The organism is Mucilaginibacter sp. GW821-FHT07H05, from assembly GCF_059418485.1.
In genome coordinates, this window is sequence record NZ_JBWKPY010000009.1 from 225,546 (window position 1) to 244,098 (window position 18,553).

The 18,553-nt window shown below is 42.8% G+C and carries 15 protein-coding genes; 4 read left to right on the top strand and 11 right to left on the bottom strand.

Annotated features, from left to right (window positions below; translation table 11 throughout):
* Position 1: 1 nt before the first annotated feature.
* The 3 genes from gnd (at position 2) to pgl (ending at position 3,908) form a co-directional block, all read left to right on the top strand.
* A complete protein-coding gene (gnd, locus tag AC07M6_RS22950) occupies positions 2-1,438 on the top strand; it encodes an NADP-dependent phosphogluconate dehydrogenase (RefSeq protein WP_494893548.1) in 1,437 nt (478 codons plus the stop codon).
* A gap of 17 nt (positions 1,439-1,455) precedes the next feature.
* The gene (zwf, locus tag AC07M6_RS22955; RefSeq protein WP_494893550.1) at positions 1,456-2,970 is read left to right on the top strand and encodes a glucose-6-phosphate dehydrogenase; all 1,515 of its coding nucleotides are present in this window, start codon (positions 1,456-1,458) and stop codon (positions 2,968-2,970) included.
* Positions 2,971-3,176: 206 nt separating this feature from the next.
* Entirely contained in the window at positions 3,177-3,908 is a 732-nt protein-coding gene (pgl, locus tag AC07M6_RS22960; RefSeq protein ID WP_494893552.1) for a 6-phosphogluconolactonase, read from the top strand.
* Positions 3,909-3,960: 52 nt separating this feature from the next.
* Here pgl and AC07M6_RS22965 read toward each other — a convergent pair whose 3' ends face one another.
* The 11 genes from AC07M6_RS22965 to spt all read right to left on the bottom strand — a co-directional run bounded on the left by AC07M6_RS22965 (position 3,961) and on the right by spt (position 16,887).
* A complete protein-coding gene (locus AC07M6_RS22965; protein WP_494893554.1) occupies positions 3,961-4,542 on the bottom strand; it encodes a CAP domain-containing protein in 582 nt (193 codons plus the stop codon).
* Between the two features lie 130 nt (positions 4,543-4,672).
* Positions 4,673-5,926, bottom strand: coding sequence for a hypothetical protein (locus AC07M6_RS22970; RefSeq protein WP_494893556.1), 1,254 nt, complete (start codon positions 5,924-5,926; stop codon positions 4,673-4,675).
* A 132-nt stretch (positions 5,927-6,058) separates the two neighbouring features.
* Positions 6,059-6,994 carry a phosphatase PAP2 family protein gene (locus tag AC07M6_RS22975; RefSeq protein WP_494893558.1) on the bottom strand — a complete coding sequence of 312 codons (936 nt, stop codon included), beginning with the start codon at positions 6,992-6,994 and terminating at the stop codon, positions 6,059-6,061.
* Positions 6,995-7,615, bottom strand: a complete 621-nt coding sequence (locus AC07M6_RS22980; protein ID WP_494893560.1) for a sterol desaturase family protein — start codon at positions 7,613-7,615, stop codon at positions 6,995-6,997.
* 9 nt (positions 7,616-7,624) lie between these two features.
* The gene (locus AC07M6_RS22985) at positions 7,625-8,200 is read right to left on the bottom strand and encodes a DUF4833 domain-containing protein (RefSeq protein ID WP_494893562.1); all 576 of its coding nucleotides are present in this window, start codon (positions 8,198-8,200) and stop codon (positions 7,625-7,627) included.
* Entirely contained in the window at positions 8,200-8,934 is a 735-nt protein-coding gene (locus tag AC07M6_RS22990; RefSeq protein WP_494893564.1) for a CDP-alcohol phosphatidyltransferase family protein, read from the bottom strand. Before AC07M6_RS22990 ends, AC07M6_RS22985 begins: the two co-directional genes overlap by 1 nt.
* A 32-nt stretch (positions 8,935-8,966) precedes the next feature.
* Complete coding sequence (locus tag AC07M6_RS22995) at positions 8,967-11,525, bottom strand: DUF5686 and carboxypeptidase-like regulatory domain-containing protein (RefSeq protein ID WP_494893566.1); 2,559 nt, start codon at positions 11,523-11,525, stop codon at positions 8,967-8,969.
* 585 nt (positions 11,526-12,110) lie between these two features.
* Entirely contained in the window at positions 12,111-13,433 is a 1,323-nt protein-coding gene (locus AC07M6_RS23000; protein ID WP_494893568.1) for an inositol-3-phosphate synthase, read from the bottom strand.
* A gap of 47 nt (positions 13,434-13,480) precedes the next feature.
* Positions 13,481-14,464 (bottom strand): NAD-dependent epimerase/dehydratase family protein, encoded by a 984-nt coding sequence (locus AC07M6_RS23005; RefSeq protein WP_494893570.1) that lies wholly within the window; start codon positions 14,462-14,464, stop codon positions 13,481-13,483.
* Complete coding sequence (locus tag AC07M6_RS23010; protein ID WP_494893572.1) at positions 14,461-15,579, bottom strand: hypothetical protein; 1,119 nt, start codon at positions 15,577-15,579, stop codon at positions 14,461-14,463. The genes AC07M6_RS23005 and AC07M6_RS23010 overlap by 4 nt, the downstream gene beginning before the upstream one ends.
* A 102-nt stretch (positions 15,580-15,681) precedes the next feature.
* Entirely contained in the window at positions 15,682-16,887 is a 1,206-nt protein-coding gene (spt, locus tag AC07M6_RS23015) for a serine palmitoyltransferase (protein ID WP_494893574.1), read from the bottom strand.
* Between the two features lie 335 nt (positions 16,888-17,222).
* Between spt and AC07M6_RS23020 the strand changes: the two genes are divergently transcribed.
* Positions 17,223-18,548 (top strand): TolC family protein, encoded by a 1,326-nt coding sequence (locus tag AC07M6_RS23020; RefSeq protein WP_494893576.1) that lies wholly within the window; start codon positions 17,223-17,225, stop codon positions 18,546-18,548.
* The last annotated feature ends 5 nt before the right edge of the window (positions 18,549-18,553 follow it).

Here is an 18,553-nt window from a genome sequence, read left to right on the forward strand (position 1 = left end):
AATGAGTGACCAAGAGAACAAATACGCTTTCGGGATGATAGGCCTGGGTACTATGGGCCGTAACCTGCTATTGAACATGGGCGACCATGGCTTTGCCGGTGCCGGTTTTGATAAGGATGCCAGCAAAGGCGATTTACTGGAAAAAGAAGATAAGAACGGTAACCTGAAAGGCTTCAGCACGGTTGAACCCTTTATTGCCAGCCTAAGCACCCCTCGGGCTATTATGATGCTGGTGCCTGCCGGCAAACCTGTTGACGATGTAATTGCCGAATTGCTGCCGTATTTAGATAAGGGCGATATTTTAATTGATGGTGGTAACTCGCATTTTACCGATACCAATCGCCGTGTTGAGCAGTTAGAGGGACAGGGTTTCCATTTCTTTGGGATGGGCGTATCTGGTGGTGCCGATGGCGCGCGCCGCGGCCCAAGCATTATGCCCGGTGGCGATAAGGCTGCCTATAACGTAATGAAACCCATACTGGAAGCCATTGCTGCCAAGGCAGAAGATGGTGCGCCCTGCGTAACCTATATTGGCCCGGGCGCTGCCGGCCATTTTGTAAAGATGGTGCATAACGGTATCGAGTACGGCCTGATGCAACTGATAGCTGAAGCGTATGAGATCATGAAAAAAGGCCTGCAGATGGATAATGACGCCATTCAAAAGGTATTTGCTAAATGGAACGATGGCCGCCTGCAATGCTTTTTGCTGGATATTACCAAGGATATTTTCCTGTTCAAAGCCCCGGGTACCGATCATTTACTGATAGATGATATTAAAGATGAGGCCCGCGCAAAAGGTACCGGCAAATGGACGTCGCAAGTGGCGATGGACCTGCAGGCGCCAATCCCTACGGTAGATACTTCAGTAGCTATGCGCGATCTTTCTAAATACAAAAAACTGCGCGAACAGGCTGCCGCATTATACGCCACGGATGCACCGGTTATCAGCGTAGAAGACAAAGAACAATTTTTGGTTGAGTTAGAGCAAGCCTTCTACTTCACCATGGTGATATCTTACGCGCAGGGTATGCATTTGTTAACCAACGCATCTGCCGAGTATAAATACGATTTGAACCTGGCCGAGATAGCCAAGATCTGGCGCGCAGGTTGTATCATCCGCTCTAAATTTTTATACGATATTTATAACGCCTACACTAAGGATAGCGGTTTAGCCCATCTATTATTGGATAGCGGCGTGCAAAAACTGGTGAGCGAGGTGGTGCCGGGTACGCGTTCGGTATTGTCAAAAACTATTGCGGCAGGTATTGCCGCACCGGCATTTACGGCCAGTTTAAGTTATTTTGATGCTTTCCGCAGTGCGAGGATGCCGTCGAACCTGACACAGGCTCAGCGCGATTTCTTCGGCGCGCATACTTACGAACTGATTGGTAAAGAGGGTGTATTCCATACCGAGTGGACAGCCAAAACCAACGATTAATTTTTGAAAGAGAAACCATGAATCCTACCATACATACAGACCCAACCGTTTTTGTAATTTTTGGCGGTACGGGCGATTTAAACATGCGCAAACTGGCCCCAGCGCTGTATAATCTTTTTTTAGATGGCTGGCTGCCGGCTAACTTTGCCATTATTGGCACCGGGCGCACCAAGTATACCGATGAATCGTACCGCGAAACCTTGCTGGAAGGCATCAATAGCTTTTCACGCAGCGGTAAGGCCGAAAAGAAAAAATGGGACGAGTTTTCGGAACACGTATTTTATCAGGTATCTGATGTTAAGGATGCCGAAACTTATAAAGAGTTTGGTATTAAGATAGAGAAATTTAACGCGGCGTGGAAAACCAAGGCTAACGTAATTTATTACCTGGCGGTATCACCTAACTTTTTCCCTATTATCGCATCTAACCTGTCTAAAGCTAAATTAACAGCTGATACAAAACGTACCCGCATCGTTATTGAAAAACCATTTGGGCACGATTTGGAATCGGCTAAAGAACTAAACGCTTTGCTGGCTACTATATTTGATGAGTGCCAGATTTACCGGATAGATCACTACCTGGGTAAGGAAACGGTGCAAAATATCATGGCCTTCCGCTTTGCCAACTCGCTTTTCGAGCCGCTGTGGAACCGTAATTTTATTGAACACGTACAGATTTCAGTTACCGAGCAATTGGGCGTGGAAGACCGTGGCGATTACTACGACGGATCGGGCGCGCTGCGAGATATGATGCAAAACCACCTGCTGCAATTACTTTGCCTGGTGGCCATGGAAACGCCTATTAGTTTTGATGCCGCCGAAGTGCGCGACCGTAAAGTAGAAGTACTGCGTGCTATGCGCAAGTTTGGTCCGGAGGATGTGCGTAATTCGGCCGTACGCGGGCAATATAGCCGTGGCTGGATGCAGGGAAAAGAAGTACCGGGCTACCGCGATGAAGCAAAAGTAAACCCCGAATCGAACACGGAAACTTTTGCCGCTATTAAGTTTTTTGTAGACAACTGGCGTTGGAAAGATGTACCGTTTTACCTGCGTACAGGTAAACGTATGCACCAATCGGCATCGGTTATCTCTATACAGTTTAAGGATGTGCCGCACAGGGTATTCCCGGCCGAGTCATCAGAAAGCTGGCAGCAAAACAGGCTGATCATCAGCATACAACCCGAAATGAGCATACGCCTGCAGGTACAGGCTAAACGTCCGGGATTGGATATGATACTGAACGCCGTGGATATGGTATTTGACTACAAAGGCACCTACACCAACCAGGCCCCCGAGGCTTATGAAACCTTGCTATTGGATACCATGCTGGGCGACCAAACCCTGTTTATGCGTGGCGACCAGGTAGAAAGCGCCTGGGAACTGGTAATGCCGATATTAAACGCGTGGCAAAACAAAAAGAGCCTGAGCTTCCCTAATTATTCAGCAGATTCATGGGGGCCGGAAAACGCCGAGGCATTAATTGCCCGTGATGGTTTCCATTGGTTTACCCTGCCATTGAACGGGAAGAAATAAATTGAATAAATCAAAAGGGGTGTCACCCTGAGCTTGTCGAAGGGTGCGTGCAGAGGCCTGCCCACCATGGTTCGACAGGCTCACCATGACACCCAATATTAAATTATCATAGGGGGAACGAAGCAATCGAATACCCAAAGAGCAGAAATGCTTAGTTCGCGATTGCTTCGTACCTCGCAATGACATATCTGTAAAGATCAAAAACAATGTCTGTAAAATTAAATATCGCCAATACCGAAGCTGAGGTGCTTAAAAACCTGGCCGACTTTTTTGTGGCAAAAGGTAACGAAGCCATTGCCGATCATGGCCGGTTTTCGGTGTCGTTATCGGGTGGATCATCACCGAAAAAATTGTACGAATTACTGGCATCAGCCGAATATAAAGATCAGCTTGACTGGACTAAGGTAGACCTGTTCTTCGGCGACGAGCGCAATGTACCACAGGATCATAAGGATAGTAATTACCTGATGGTTAAAACGGCACTGTTTGATCCGTTGGAGATCCCTGCGGCAAATATCTATGCGGTAAATACCTCATCCGGCCCTGAAGGCGCATCGAAGGAGTACAGCGTTACCATCTCCAATTATTTTAAAGGCGAAGAAATGGTGTTTGATCTGGTGTTGCTGGGCCTGGGCGACAATTCGCATACCGCATCGCTGTTTCCGCATACACCGATATTGCAGGACCGTACCGCATCGGTAAGGGAAGTTTACCTGCACGATCAGCAAGTGTTTCGTATCAGTATGACGGCGCGCCTGATCAACCAGGCTAAGCATATCGCCTTTTTAGTTTATGGCGAAGGTAAGGCTATAGCTGTGCATCATGTGCTGGAAGATGAGCTGAACATTGAAGAATACCCGGCGCAGCTGATCCGTAAGGATGGCGATGTGCAATGGTTTTTGGATACTGCCGCAGCCGCGGAATTGAAGAATAAATAGTATGATAATAGCAGGTTCAGGCATGCGTGTTTGAACCTGTTAAAGATTGCCGTTAGTGATCTTTACTATATACAGGCGGCCTTAGTTTTACCTCTCCGCTTTCTATCTGTTTTTGCAATTCGGGCGAAAAAGCCTCCCTGCCGCCAAAATCCTGCACCCAGTAATCATTGTATTGCGAAATACCGATCTCTTTAAACTTAGGGTTCATCAGATTTTCGCAGTGGCCTTCGCTTTTAAACCATTCGTCCATTACCTGCCTGATACTTTGCTGGCCCATGGCAATATTTTCGCCTACGGTAAAAGTACGGTAGCCTTTAAAAATATAACCGGCAAACACAATCCTGTCCTGCATGCTGCGGCCATCCTTACTGGTATGGCTAAAATAATGGCGGTTATTCATATCCTTAGCATGGCCATAGGCAGCTTTTTGTAAATAATTGTTCCAGGTTAGAGGGGCAGCAGCCGGATACCATTTGGTACCGCAATTGCATCCTTTAGTCCGGGTGTTATTAATATAACTTAAAAATTCCTGTTTAAACCTGTCGGCAGTGGCCGGTGGCTGTTGGGTGTAGGCTGTAGATATTGTTAAAGCAGTAATGAGAAGTAATACCCCTCCAAAAATCATTTTTCTCATATCGTTAGTATTGACTGCCTTTTACCGTTCGGGTTTAATCACGCTATAGTCATCTTAATTTAATTAAGTTTCTTTTTACGATAGTAAATTAACAAGGCAACGACTATTAACGCAATAATGCTGATTAATATTATAACGATACTACTTTCCTGGGAGAGCTTGTTTTTAAGCTTTTTTTGCCAACTAAGGTATAGAGTTTTTTTTTGGCTTGTTGAGTGCTATCCTGATTTTTAATGGCGGCAATACGTTGGGCTTCATCGGCTTTAACAATCGAATCTTCTATAAAATCGTGACGTTTTAAAGCGATTGCTGCTTTTTTAGGATCTTTAAGGTGTGTATAAAGGGTAGACAGGCTTACCTGCACAATTGATTCCTGCTTAGGGAATTTGTTTTGGGTACTCAAATCTAATGCCTCGTCTAAATCGCGTTTAGCCAGGCTATAATCCTTAATAGACATTTTGATGCCGGCTAACGTAATTAAGCTGGTAATGATATTAGGCGCATCATTTAACTGGCGCGATATGGTATTAGATTGCAGGATAAACCATTTAGCCTGGCTAAATTTCCGTTGATCTTTATAAACCCTCACCAGGTTATCAAAACTGGTGCGCAGCCCCTTAACGTCGTTATATCTGGAATAGGAGTGCAGGGCTTTCATGGTGTACTCTATAGCGATATTCTGGTACTCCTGCTTTGTTTTTTTAACCGTAACCGAATCATACTTTAGTAAATAGTAATCGGCCAGTTTTTGGTAATAAGCAGCTTTAAGGGTATCGTTAGTAACTAATGCAACCTGTTGTTTAAGTTCGTTTAATTTGACGGGTGCTTTAGGGCGCAGTTCCTTTAAAGTATCGGTAGCGGCAAGTTCATTAAAGTTAGTCGCTATATGTTTGCTTAAACTGGCCTGCAAAGCTTCATCGGTAACAGATGTGAACGGCTTTTTAGTGGTGTCGATATTTTTAGCAGCCATGCGCATATATAAACCAATGTTTAAATTATCGTTGGATGCTAAAACAATGGGTTGCTTAGTGGTATCGGTATTGGCAGCAATACTTTGAGTTGAAGTACCCTGTTCAAAAGGATAAAAGGAGATGTGCTTTATAAAATCAGTGGCATTAGCTTTTAACATTTTGGTAAATGCTAATGCATTACGTTGTTTACGTTTAGTGGTTTTGGCCTCAATCTTTTTGTTAACAGCCGGTTTTGCTTCGTCGGTTTTATACAGTGAAATATACTGCTGAAAAAGATAAGCGTTGGTTTTTAAAGTATTGGTAAAAGCTGATGCATCTGCCTGCGCAAGGCTGTCGGCAACAGATGCTGATTGCGCAAATGTGTTTAACAAACCGGTTGCAAAGAATATGAAAAGTAAAAGTATTTTTTTCATGTAAGTAGCAGTTGCCCTACACATGCAAAAAAGATGCCGTTTAATTTAAATGGCTACAGGGCTGGATTTAGGGGAGCACCACTATTTAATTAACATTTAAAAATATTGATAATCAATACCGTATCTCAGTAGTTAGGAGATAATATTTGCGTATTTGTTTAAAAATAATTGTACAGGTTTAAGTTTGGCTATAAAATTAAATAATAAAATGCCTGTTATAGCACACACTATGCCTGACAATACGTCCACTATATAGTGATGGCTTGCGTATACAGCGGTGAACCAAATACCCAACATTACCGTAGCAAAAAAGATATTAACCCATCTGAGCCTGTTTCTTAGCCCGAAATAAAGGACAATAACCGGGTAGGATGAATGCAGCGACGGCATGGCCGCAAACACGTTTGATCCTTTGGTATAAATGCCTTTAAAAACATCGGCATGTGCAAGGCTATCAAACCGGGCCAGGCCGCCTACATGGGCTTTGGTATTAGCTATAAATTCAAAACCATGTAATTGCACATACCATGGTGGTGCGGCAGGGTACAGGTAATAAACAATAAAGCCCAGAATATTTACGGTAAAAAAAGTTAAGGCGAAATACAGAAATTCCTTTTTGCGGGTAAAAAACAGGTAAGTGGCAAAGCCGAGAGGGACAGGGATCCAGCACAAATAAAACAGGCCGGTTACCAGATCAACCGCAGTGGTATGCTTAATCAGCCAAAATTCGTTAGCTGTAATTGTTTTTCCGTTAACGTTAATGCCGAACAGGCTTTTCTCTAAATCATATAACTCCTTAATGTGTACCGGGTTATAATTATAATTAGGGAAAGCCTTCATGTAATCAAAAATGACCCAGTAGACCACAAAGATGGAAAAGCCTAAAATGAATTTGCGGGTAATGGGCGCTATGTAAAACAACGCGTTCACAATAGCCACCAATACTACTTCATCGCTTTTAAAGCCGACTAAAAAGTACGATAGAATAAGGTAGCCTACCGAAAGTAAGCTTAAAATAGTAATGGATCTGACGTTGACCGTAACGCCGGGGACCGTAGCCTGGTTCATTTATTTTTTAGCGAAATCGGAACGGAAGATCTTATCCCACAGTGGCGAGCTTACACCGTAACCGCGGCCCGGATCGCCATAGTGGTGCAGCATGTGGTGCTGTTTGATCCTTTTCCAAACGCCGCCTTTAAAGTTAAAGTGGTGGATGGCATAGTGGCCGATATCATAAACCAGGTAGCCTAATATAAAGCCCGAATAGAAGCCAAATACATAGTTAACCGGCAGTAAAGCCTTAAACAGGAAAAAGAAACCGGTAGCCAGCGGGATACTTGCCGACAGGGGCATTACCAGCCTTTTAGCATCACTGGGATAATCGTGATGTACGCCATGGAAGATAAAGTGCAGGCGCAGGCCCCATTTTGATTTGGGTACAAAGTGAAAAACAAAGCGGTGCAATACGTATTCGATCAATGTCCAGATAAATAACCCGGCCAAAAACATTTCAATATAATTAACTACACCTAAGCCTGTTGTAAACAAAGCGGTATAGCTGCAATATAGTATTACAGGGATGTACACATACAAAGGCACGGTAAAATGCACCTTAGACAGACTTTCTAAAAAGTCGTTCTTAAACATTCTTACACTCTCTGTAGAGTTCGAAACATAATTTTTCTTCATAGCTCTAAATCAGGGTTTAAAACGTTCTGTAATCTCTTTCCCCGTTGCCGGATCGGTACCCTTCAGTTCAACATAAACAATGTTAGGGATCCAAAACGATCCGCCATCAACTTTAACAAATATACGATTTAGTATGGCTTGCTTTTTAGCAATTGTTGCGAAGATATGATATTTCCCATCATCGCTCTTCTGCAAATTTAAGGGCATTTTTTTATATGCTACAAATCTAACGTCAAATTCGTTGTTTTTTGTGGCTTTGGTGGTAACGCCATAGGCAAATTTGCGTTGGATATAGCTCAGTTCTTCCCTTTGGCCCTTATCGGCATAACGGATCCAATATACATGCAATGGGTTGTTGGTGTCCAGTTCGCCGCTTTCATCTGTATTTAATTCGTAGATCAGCGTATTGGTGTTAGGATCGCGCTGGATGTAAAAGAGTTTATTCACGTTTACCGGCTCGGGGAACCGGATATCTTTTTTTAGGTTTCTTTTAACAGTATCAGTTTCGGTATAAAAGTTTGATTTTTTATGAGTAAAACCCTGGAAAAATAATGATGATAGCAGTAATGAAAATAGTAAGCGCATTAATTGGTATTGTTTGTTTTATCTTTTTGCAGGAGCGACCGTTTAGCATCTAACAACCTGTTAAAAGCGGTAATATTTGTTAAAAAGGCCAGTATCACAATAGGGAAAGTAAATATGGTAATGGTTTCAAAAACGTGATATTTGATGCCCGGTAAAAAAAGCTTGTAATTGCCCCCGATATACATAGATGCTATACCGCAAAATATTGCGCAAAGCCCAATGGTTACCACCCGTTCGGGGCGTTGCATCAGGCCGCCTTTACATTCAATGCCCAAACCTTCGGCACGGGCGCGCACATAGCTGACCATCATAGACCCTATCATGGCAATAAAAGCGCAAATAGAGCTGAGGAAATAGTGATGGGCCACCAGGTAATAGCAGATGCCCAAAAACATAATGAGTTCGCTATAACGGTCGAGCACCGAATCGTACAGTGCGCCAAAGGTTGATTTCATATTACCCAGGCGTGCTACCTGTCCGTCGAGCATATCAAACAGACCGGCAAATAGTATTAATCCGCCTGCCCAGCCTACATAGCTCAAATCGCCGCGGTTACCTTCTTCGCCACCCACCACAAAAATTACCGCCACACCAATATTTAATACAAACCCAATAGATGTAACGGCGTTAGGCGTTAACCCAAGCTTAATTAAAAGCTTTACAAAAGGATCTATCACTTTGTAAATGCCCAGCTGTAGATTGGTGCGGAACGATGTTGTAGCCTGAGTTTCCATGGTGATGATAAATTTTGCTTTAAAGATAAATGTTAAAAATCAAATTTAACACGTGTGCGTATTCCCCATGTTGCAATTCCGGGATGATCCAGATAGCTAAACCTTTTCACAGCATCAACCCTGATAAACTTAAAAATATTTTCTACACCCACGCTGCCTTCCATATAAGGCGTATTACCTAAACTATAAGTAATTGGAGTGCCGTTCTTCTCAACCGGGTATTGGTACAGTTCGGGATGTATACCCGGATTGTTTTGAGCACCCACACTACCGTATAATAATTTAAACGTTGTGGTTTCGCGCAGTTTAAGCCTTTTTAACAAAGGTATTTTGTTAAAGAAAAAGCCTTGCCAGTGCTGATCAATCTTTAAGGCCACAAATTTATCCGAAACAAACTCCAGGAAATTCATCAGGTTGTACGATTCTATATCGTAGGCATAAGTTTGGTTGGCCTGATGTATGTTAAGCAGGGCGTAAGGCACCTGCCCAAATACGCGGTTTCCCTCAAGCGATACATCAGAATAACCCAGGAACGACTGGTAAAAATGTTTATCTAAACGCAGGTCGACACGCTGGTAATTATACGAGCTGTTGAACACATCTTTTATGCCCTGTATGTAGTTAAAAGTTAAAATAGGATACTTACCCGGGATAGGGATGCGGTATATTTTACCCTGGTAAAACTGCTCGTGCGGGGCATAACGCAATTGCAGCGATACCTCTGATGTAGTTAAATGATTAACCACATTTGGCGTTGCACTATTGGCATTGCTGATAAAATAGAGCGAACCCGCCGGCTGCTGTGTCCAGTTATTAAACCCTAAAGCGTACGAGAAATGGCTGTAATACTCGTGCACATAGTTTATTTTATAATTATCGTTATACAAAAACTTATCATTAACACCACGTTTAAACGATAACAGGAAGTTGTCTTCCTGCACAAACTGTAGCGCCTGTCCCGGTATTTTTGTATCATGCTGTATGCTTGCGCGGATATAGTTTTGCGGGAATTTATAAATGGATTTCTCGTTTAGCGAATAGGTGGCGCTTCCAAAGTATTTCCATTCTTTATCTTTAAAACCATAAGCCCCGTAAGTTTCAAAATAATAACGTTTACTTAATTCGGGTGTGGTACGGCCGCCTAAACGTAACCGTAAGCCTTCTACCGGGTTAAAGCTGTAAAAAGCGTTTGAAGGGCCAACCTCAAATTTCCCGAATGATTTGTACCCTGCCAAAATCAGCGTAGCAATATCCATTGTACGCCTGAATGATGGCATTTTTTCCAGGCTATCTATATTCTTATAAACTTTAGACTCGGCTGTGGTTAGCGTATCCAGGCGGTTTTTAGCCCAAAAATCATCGCTGCGGTGTTTTACCTCATCCGGTATTTCGGCAGGCTCTTCAGCCGTGTAGGTGGTATCCGGGCGTTGCTGGTTAACCAGGTAGTTTTTATAGGTGATGGTCCTGTCGCCAAATATGCCGCCATTCTTTTTCTTGTTCAAACCAAAATCGGCCAGTATATCGCTTTTGCTTAAATGATAACGGCCATCCGGGTTTTGTTCAAAGTCAAGGTCAACCTTTAACGATTTAATAAAGTTAAGGTTGATGTTTTTATTAATGATTAGTTGGGCTTTCTGAACGGCGTAATTACCATCAAGGGTAATATATATTTTACCCTCAAAAAGCATGTCGGTAGTATTGCGCGGGGTAAAGCTCAGCTCAACCAGTTTTTGATTATTTACAACAACTGTATCCGTTATAAAGAATTTATAAAACGTAGGCGAAACATCAGATATCGGGCTCAGAAACTGGTTGGTGATGAGGAAAATATTATTCTGATAAATATCTACATCGGCATAAATATGCTTAATATATTGGCCAAGTCCTTCATTATCAATAAAGCTGCCAAAATTAACGCTCTTTTGCCCAAGTACAACTGTCCGATGCTTTTCGGGATTTTTGCGGTAGTAGTTTTGGGTCAGTTTTTCGGTAAGGTACATGGGCAATAACGATTTACCCGGAATCAGGGTAGTATCGCGGTTATCCAGTATAAACTTGTACTTCCTGAAAAACTTCTTTTCGGCTAAGGTGGTAGATACGTTAATGAATGATAATTGCAGTTTATCGTAAGCTTTGTACTCTACATAATCATAAGCTTCGGGGCGGTTTTTGGGCTTGTTTTCAATCACATGCCTGATCAGTTCAACAGCCGGATTATCCTTATTACGATATTTCTCCTTTTTGCCTGATACTACCGTAACTTCTTTCAAAGCCTGCGCTTCGGGGAATAGCCGGATGTTCACCACTTGTTCCTTACCGGGTATAATGGTTAATAACGCAGGTTTATAACCTACAAATGTTGCCTTTATCTGCGTAAATTTTTGGGTGGTACGGATTGTATATTTACCCTGATCGTTTGTGTTAATACCGATATTGGACGCATTAAAAGCAACCGTTACATAGGGCATAGGCTGCCTGGTATTTGCATCGGTTACGGTACCGCTAACAATAGTGCTTTGCGCAAATACAGATACAGAACAAAACAGGAATATAAAGAAGGGGATTTTTTTAATGATATGCTTAAGATTCATCTGTTAAAATACAATTACGCAATACAAACTTCCTTTACCATAAATAATTGCAACTATGCTTATCATTAACATTATTTTAACCTTTTTTAACAAGAAGCCTGGATATGTTAACGTGTAATCATGACACCCGCGGTGTTTAGATTACTGTATAAATAAATAATTACAAATGCCGGGATTATTTATCCTTTGTAAACAACCTACATACGGGGTAAAACAGTGTAAAGTTTGCCGTTTGCAAGCAGTATTAAGTAAGCTTGTAAAAACGTTTCAAAGGTAAAAAAAATCCCAACAGACTATTGTGGTCAAAAAGTCAAATGTTGCGGCAAGTTAGGTGTATGTTACAGAGATGACAATACTGCAAATGGGGTATATTATCACTACTTGTCATTGCGAGGAGCCTGTCGGGGCCGTGTGGTGGGGCGACGTGGCAATCCCATAGGCAGGTATGTGTTACTTGTCCTATGGGATTGCCACGCTATCGCTCGCAATGACAAGTAGTAATAAAAAAGGCACAGAAAAAAAAATCTCTGTGCCCTCTGTGTTTATCCTTTGTGTGCTTTGTGGTTAAATCACCACAAAAGCTATTTAGGAATCAGCAAATACGCCATCATAATAGTCCAGGCCTAAATGTGTGATCAGGTCTTCGCCCATTAAATAACGTAAGGTGTTTTCCAGTTTTTGCAACTGTTTAAATATATCATTCTCTGCCTGTAAGCCCGGCGCGGTTTGCGGCGATTTAAGGTAGAACGATAACCACTCCTGTATACCCACCATGTTGGCGCGTTTGGCTAAGTCGATAAACAAGGCCAGATCCAAAGCTACCGGGGCAGCCAGGATAGAATCGCGGCAAAGGAAGTTGATCTTGATCTGCATTTTGTAGCCTAACCAGCCAAAAATGTCGATGTTATCCCAGCTCTCTTTGTTATCGCCATGCGGCGGATAGTAGTTGATACGGATTTTGTGATAGATATCGCCGTACAGATCAGGGTTTTCTTCCGGTTTCAGGATATCTTCCAGTACACCTAATTTTGATACTTCCTTGGTTTTAAAGTTATCCGGATCGTCCAATACCAGGCCATCGCGGTTACCCAGTATATTGGTAGAGAACCAGCCGCGTACGCCTAATGAACGTGCCGCTAAGCCCGGTGCCAAAATGGTTTTCATTAAGGTTTGGCCGGTTTTAAAATCCTTACCTGCGATAGGGGTTTTTGTTAGTTTAGCTAACTCGATCAGTGCCGGGGTATCAACCGTTAAATTTGGCGCGCCGTTAACAAATGGTACACCTAATTTAAGGGCGGCGTAAGCATAAAGCATACTTGGCGATATCAGGTGGTCATCAGCTGCCAAACCTGCTTCAAACTTAGCCAGCGTGCTGTGTACGTCCGATCCTTCAAAGTAGATCTCGGTCGATCCGCACCAAAGTACCACAACCCTGTTCAGGCCGTTTTGCTCTTTAAAGTTTTTGATGTCTTCCATCAACTGGTTAGCCAGCTCCAAACGTGTACCTTCCTTAACGTGGGTACCGGTTAGGTTTTTAGCATAATTTTTATCAAAAGCAGCTTTCATCGGCACAACCGATTCCAGTTCGGCTTTTACCGAGAACAGCAGGCCTGGTTCTAACACTTCCGCGTTAACGGCAGCTTCGTAAACGTTATCCGAAAAAACATCCCATCCGCCAAAAACAATATCGTTTAAGTTAGTCAGTGGTACAAAGTCTTTAATTTTAGGGTTACGATTTTCCGTTCTTTTTCCTAAACGGATGGTGCCCATTTGGGTGTGCGAGCCAATTGGTTTTGAAATGCCTTTTTTTACGGCCTCAACACCGGCGATAATGGTGGTTGCAACTGCGCCAAGGCCCGGTATTAATATACCAAGTTTCCCTTCGGCAGGCTGGATGTTGTGTTTCATTGTCAAGTTTATTTTTCAGTATGTATTGTGTATGTATGATGTTGCGGTTAAAGCCATTTGTTAGCCTTATACCAGCTGATGGTTTCGTTCAGCCCGGCTTTCAAATCGTATTGCGGGTAAAAACCCATATCGTGTTTTGCTTCTTCAATGCTACAGTACCAGTTTGTGGCATTCAGTTCGTGTAATTTTTCCCTGTTCAACACCGGTGTCCGACCGCGCAAATAACCAACAATTTCGGATACCGATGCAATTATTTTTACAAAGTTGACCGGTAGATGAAACTTGATGGTTTTACTGCGCAATATATCCTTTGTTATATCGGCCAGTTCGTATCTATCGTAAAAGTTACCATCGCTTAAGTTATAGGCCTGGTTTTTACCGCTATACAGGGCCTTTATGCTTGCCTTAGCTAAATCTTTAACATAAATAAAGCTTAGCTTTTGCGCGGCCTTGCCTATGTAAGGTTCAACCCCTTTGGCAAATTGCTTAAGCGCTATATAAATATCTTTATCACGCGGACCGTAAACAGCTGTTGGGCGCAGTATAGTACAATTAAGATTGGTAATAGTTTGCAAATACTCTTCGGCTATCAATTTACTTTTTCCGTACGATGTAACAGGGTGAGGGATACTTTTGTCGTTAATAATGCCGGTTAAAGTATGCAACGGGCCCAACGCTGCCAAACTACTGATAAATACAAACTTTTTAAATGCCGGTGATGCCGCCGCCGCTTTTGCAAGGTTAACGGTATAATTTACGTTAACCGCGTTATAAGCCTGTTGATTTGCCGCGCGGGTTAAACCGGCTGCATGTATCACATAATTGTATTGGTTGGTTGCAAAATCCTTTTGCAGGGACGCGACATCATTAAAATCGGGGTAAGTGTATTTAATGTCGAACTTTTTAAGGTGTGCTATATCGCTGCTTTTCCGTATCGCCGCAAATACTTCCAGGTTGTTTTTTAACGCTTCTTCAATTAAATGATATCCCACAAAGCCGCTCGCTCCGGTTATTAAAACCCGTTCCCTCATATTTGTTTTTGGTATAACCTGTATTTTTTATAAGGATCGCCCTTAATGGCTATAATAGCCTCGTTTATCATGGTGTTATTCTCCAGCGTCCATCCGGCTTCGGCGTGTTTAAGACCTTTTTCGGTGTAGTTTTTAATAATGGTGCCATATAAAACCGCTTCAATGCCCATTTTACGGTAACCATCAACCACACCAAGTGCATAAATACGCAGGCTTTGGATCTTCTTTTTGTTCAGCAGCAGCTTAAAAATCCCGGTAGGGAATAAGCGGCCGCGTTTAATGGTTTTAAAGATCTCGTTATAGTTTAACAGCGCTAAACCAAAGGCCACTATTTTGCCATCCTGCTCGGCAACCAGGGCAAAGTCGGGATCAAGTATCAGTTTCAAATCGGCGGCCAGGTAATTAAACTCTTCGTCGGTTAAAGGTACAAAGCCTGTATTTTGGTCCCAGGCCGAGTTGTATACTTCGCGCAGTTTAGCCGTTTCTTCCTTGAAGTTTTTCAGGTTTACCTTGCGGATAACAATATTATTGCGTTTCAGGCGCTCCGTCAGGGCATTTAATAAGCGTACCGATTTATCGTCGTAATTATTCCCATCCCAATGCCAGGCAATCAGGTCAACATCCTTTTTAAACCCGAAGTTTTCTATCAGCTGCGCGTAATAAGGATAGTTATAGGTTTGCATCAGGAATGGCGAACTGTCAAACCCTTCAATCAGCAGGCCACAGGGCTCGTTGGTAGAGAAGTTAACAGGCCCCATTATTTTGCCGCTTACACCTTTCCCTTTAAGCCAGGCGGTAGCGATATCAAACAGCATGGTTGATACTTCGGTATCGTTAATGCAATCAAAAAATCCAAAGAAACCGTCGTTAGCCTTATTGTAGGTATTATGGGCGTTATTCAGGATAGCGGCAATACGGCCAACTACTTTATCGCCATCATAAGCTAAAAAGCATTGCAGTGAATTATGCTTGTGGAAAGGATGCTTGGTCAACAGGTCCCTTTGCGCTATAAAAAGCTCGGGAACGTAGTAAGGATCGTCCTTGTACAGATCATGCGGAAAATCGATAAATGCAGCTAATAGCTTTTTGGAGCTTACAGATATAACTTTTTTCACAAGCGGTTTTCGAAGTTAGGTGTATGACCCGGTATGGGTTTAAACAATTACGCGCAAGGTAGCCTTTCTGTTTAAAAAGACTGTCCTTGCGCGTTATGGTTATTATATTTTTTCTTTAACAGCGGTAACACCAACATCTTTAAATGCTTTGGCTATCTTTTCAATAGCTTCGTCAATTTGCTCGAAGGTGTGGGTGGCCATCAGTGAGAAACGCAGCAGCGACGAGTCTGAAGGGACAGCCGGCGATACCACAGGGTTAACAAATATGCCCGATTCCTGCAGGTGTTTGGTAACCAGGAAAGTTTTTTCGTTATCCCGAACGTATATCGGTAATATCGGGCTTTCGGTTGGGCCTAAATCAAAGCCTTCTTCCAGCAACAGCCTCATGGCGTAGTTGGTATTGGCCCATAATTTATCAATGCGTTCCGGTTCCGATTCGATAATATCCAATGCGGCAATTACGCTGGCAACAGATGCCGGCGGCATGCTTGCGCTAAACATTAAAGCACGTGCACGGTGTTTTAAATAATCAATAGTAACAGCATCGGCAGCAATAAAGCCGCCTAATGAGGCTAACGATTTACTGAAGGTACCCATAATCAGGTCAACCTCGTCGGTTAAACCAAAATGCGATGCCGTTCCCGAACCGTTATGACCGATAACACCCAAACTATGCGCGTCGTCAACCATAATGTTAGCGCCATACTGATCGGCCAGCTGAACAATTTCAGGCAGCTTAACAATATCGCCTTCCATACTGAAGATCCCATCAACAGCGATCACTTTAACAGCGTCTTCCGGCAAAATGCTCAGCTTGCGCTGCAAATCGGCCATATCATTATGAGCGTATTTAATTACTCTCGAAAAAGAAAGGCGGCTGCCATCAATCAGTGAAGCGTGATCGTATTCGTCTAATATCAAATAATCATTACGGCCGGTAATGCATGAAAGCACGCCCAGGTTTACCTGGAAACCGGTACTGAATAATACCGCTGCTTCTTTACCAACATATGCCGCTAACCTGTTTTCCAGCTCAATATGGATATCAAGTGTACCATTTAAAAACCTCGACCCTGCACATCCTGTACCATACTTGTCAATTGCTCTTTTTGATGCCTCTTTAATTTTAGGATGGTTGGTTAGTCCTAAATAGGAGTTAGAGCCAAACATCAGAACACGCTTACCGTCTATGATAACCTCTGTATCCTGACCAGACTCAATGGGCCTGAAATAGGGATATAATCCCATTTCTCTTATTGCTGCCGCATCTTTGAACTGAGCAATCTTATCATGTAGTTTTTTACCCATGTATTAACTCTGCTTAAATTTTTTGTAAAAATACCATGAAAAAGCTAATTTCTTATATCACGTTTATAAATTTTTTAACATTGCCTTTACGTCGGCAGTACTATTTCCCAACATGCAAATTAATTAAAATTTTTATTAAAATACTGCCATCCTTTTGTATTTTCTTTTTTTAATTTTTTTAGCACCCCCTCCGGGTAGTTAAAATGTCAAAAAATTGTAACAGATTTATTAAATTGCAAAAGCTATAAATATTAATGCAATCTTAGCGCACTGCCTCCCCTGATTGGTAAACTTTTGCCTGTAACTATTGTTAATTGTGCACCCCATTTTACCATATGAAAAACAGTTTCTGCTACGCGATATTATTTCTGATCTTCCCTTTTAGTTTATTGGCCCAAACAAAGCAAGACTCGCTGCCTGCTGTATTAAGTTTAGACCAATGTATAAAATATGCTTTACAAAACCAACCCGCGGTAAGGCAGGCCGGTATTGATGAAGCTATCAATGAGCGCGATATAGGCATTAGCCTTGCCGCCTGGCTGCCGCAGGTAAACTCGGCCAACAGCGCCAGCCATTATTTTAAGGGTAGCCCGCAGGCCGCCAACGGAGTTGCCAATTCAGCAATAAGCAACGTATCTGTTATAGGCATACAAGCTACGCAGGTAATTTATAATAACGATGTGCAGCTGGCATCAAAAGCCTCCAAATACTCGCGCGAGTATTATAAGGAGAATACCTATAGCAGCCAGATCGCCGTCGTATCCGACGTAAGCAAGGCCTTTTACGATGTGCTTTTATCGCAGCGCCAGCTGGATATCATCAAAGAAGATATTACCCGCCTGCAACGCAGCCTTAAGGATGCCACTGCCCGTTACCAGGCCGGTGTAGTTGATAAAACCGACTATAAACAGGCCACCATAGCCTTAAACAACGCCCTGGCCAGTCGTAAACAAACCGAGGAAGCTATTAAAAGCAAGTCGGCTTATTTAAGGCAGCTGATGGGGATGCCGGCCGAACGCCCCATGAGTTTGGCCTACGATTCGACCCGGTTTGAGCGCGAGGCGGTGATTGATACCAACCAAACTTTAGACTATAATAATAGGATAGAATACCGCCTGCTGCAAACCCGCAAAAACCTTACAGGCTTAAATATTGATTACTATAAGTATGGTTTCTTGCCGTCGCTATCGGCAAATGGTGCTTATAACTTAAATTATTTTAGCAATAGCCTGGGTAGTTTGTACAACCAATCGTTCCCCAATGCTTATGTGGGCTTATCTTTAACGATACCCATTTTTACGGGTGGCAGGCGTTTGCAAAATTTAGCTAAGGCCAGGTTACAGGTTGAACGTGCTGATCTGGACCTTGTGAATACTAAAGACCTGATAAACACCCAATATGTGCAGGCCCTGGCCAATTATAAAAGTAATTATAACAATTGGGTGTTGTTGAAACAGAACGTTGACCTGGCTAATGATGTATATAAGGTAGTGAGCCTGCAATACCGCGAAGGCATCAAAACTTATCTGGATGTAATTGTAGCCCAGTCAGATCTGCGCACGGCCGAACTGAATTATTTTAACGCGCTGTTCCAGGTATTAAGCAGTAAGATCGATCTGCAAAAAGCGCTGGGCACCATCGGCACTATCACCAAACAATAATTGAA

Bases quoted from the DNA above. Each gene is read 5' to 3' on its own strand.
- gnd (WP_494893548.1), top strand. From the start codon at position 2: ATGAGTGACCAAGAGAACAAATACGCTTTCGGGATGATAGGCCTGGGT.
- zwf (WP_494893550.1), top strand. From the start codon at position 1,456: ATGAATCCTACCATACATACAGACCCAACCGTTTTTGTAATTTTTGGC.
- pgl (WP_494893552.1), top strand. From the start codon at position 3,177: ATGTCTGTAAAATTAAATATCGCCAATACCGAAGCTGAGGTGCTTAAA.
- AC07M6_RS22965 (WP_494893554.1), bottom strand. From the start codon at position 4,542: ATGAGAAAAATGATTTTTGGAGGGGTATTACTTCTCATTACTGCTTTA.
- AC07M6_RS22970 (WP_494893556.1), bottom strand. From the start codon at position 5,926: ATGAAAAAAATACTTTTACTTTTCATATTCTTTGCAACCGGTTTGTTA.
- AC07M6_RS22975 (WP_494893558.1), bottom strand. From the start codon at position 6,994: ATGAACCAGGCTACGGTCCCCGGCGTTACGGTCAACGTCAGATCCATT.
- AC07M6_RS22980 (WP_494893560.1), bottom strand. From the start codon at position 7,615: ATGAAGAAAAATTATGTTTCGAACTCTACAGAGAGTGTAAGAATGTTT.
- AC07M6_RS22985 (WP_494893562.1), bottom strand. From the start codon at position 8,200: ATGCGCTTACTATTTTCATTACTGCTATCATCATTATTTTTCCAGGGT.
- AC07M6_RS22990 (WP_494893564.1), bottom strand. From the start codon at position 8,934: ATGGAAACTCAGGCTACAACATCGTTCCGCACCAATCTACAGCTGGGC.
- AC07M6_RS22995 (WP_494893566.1), bottom strand. From the start codon at position 11,525: ATGAATCTTAAGCATATCATTAAAAAAATCCCCTTCTTTATATTCCTG.
- AC07M6_RS23000 (WP_494893568.1), bottom strand. From the start codon at position 13,433: ATGAAACACAACATCCAGCCTGCCGAAGGGAAACTTGGTATATTAATA.
- AC07M6_RS23005 (WP_494893570.1), bottom strand. From the start codon at position 14,464: ATGAGGGAACGGGTTTTAATAACCGGAGCGAGCGGCTTTGTGGGATAT.
- spt (WP_494893574.1), bottom strand. From the start codon at position 16,887: ATGGGTAAAAAACTACATGATAAGATTGCTCAGTTCAAAGATGCGGCA.
- AC07M6_RS23020 (WP_494893576.1), top strand. From the start codon at position 17,223: ATGAAAAACAGTTTCTGCTACGCGATATTATTTCTGATCTTCCCTTTT.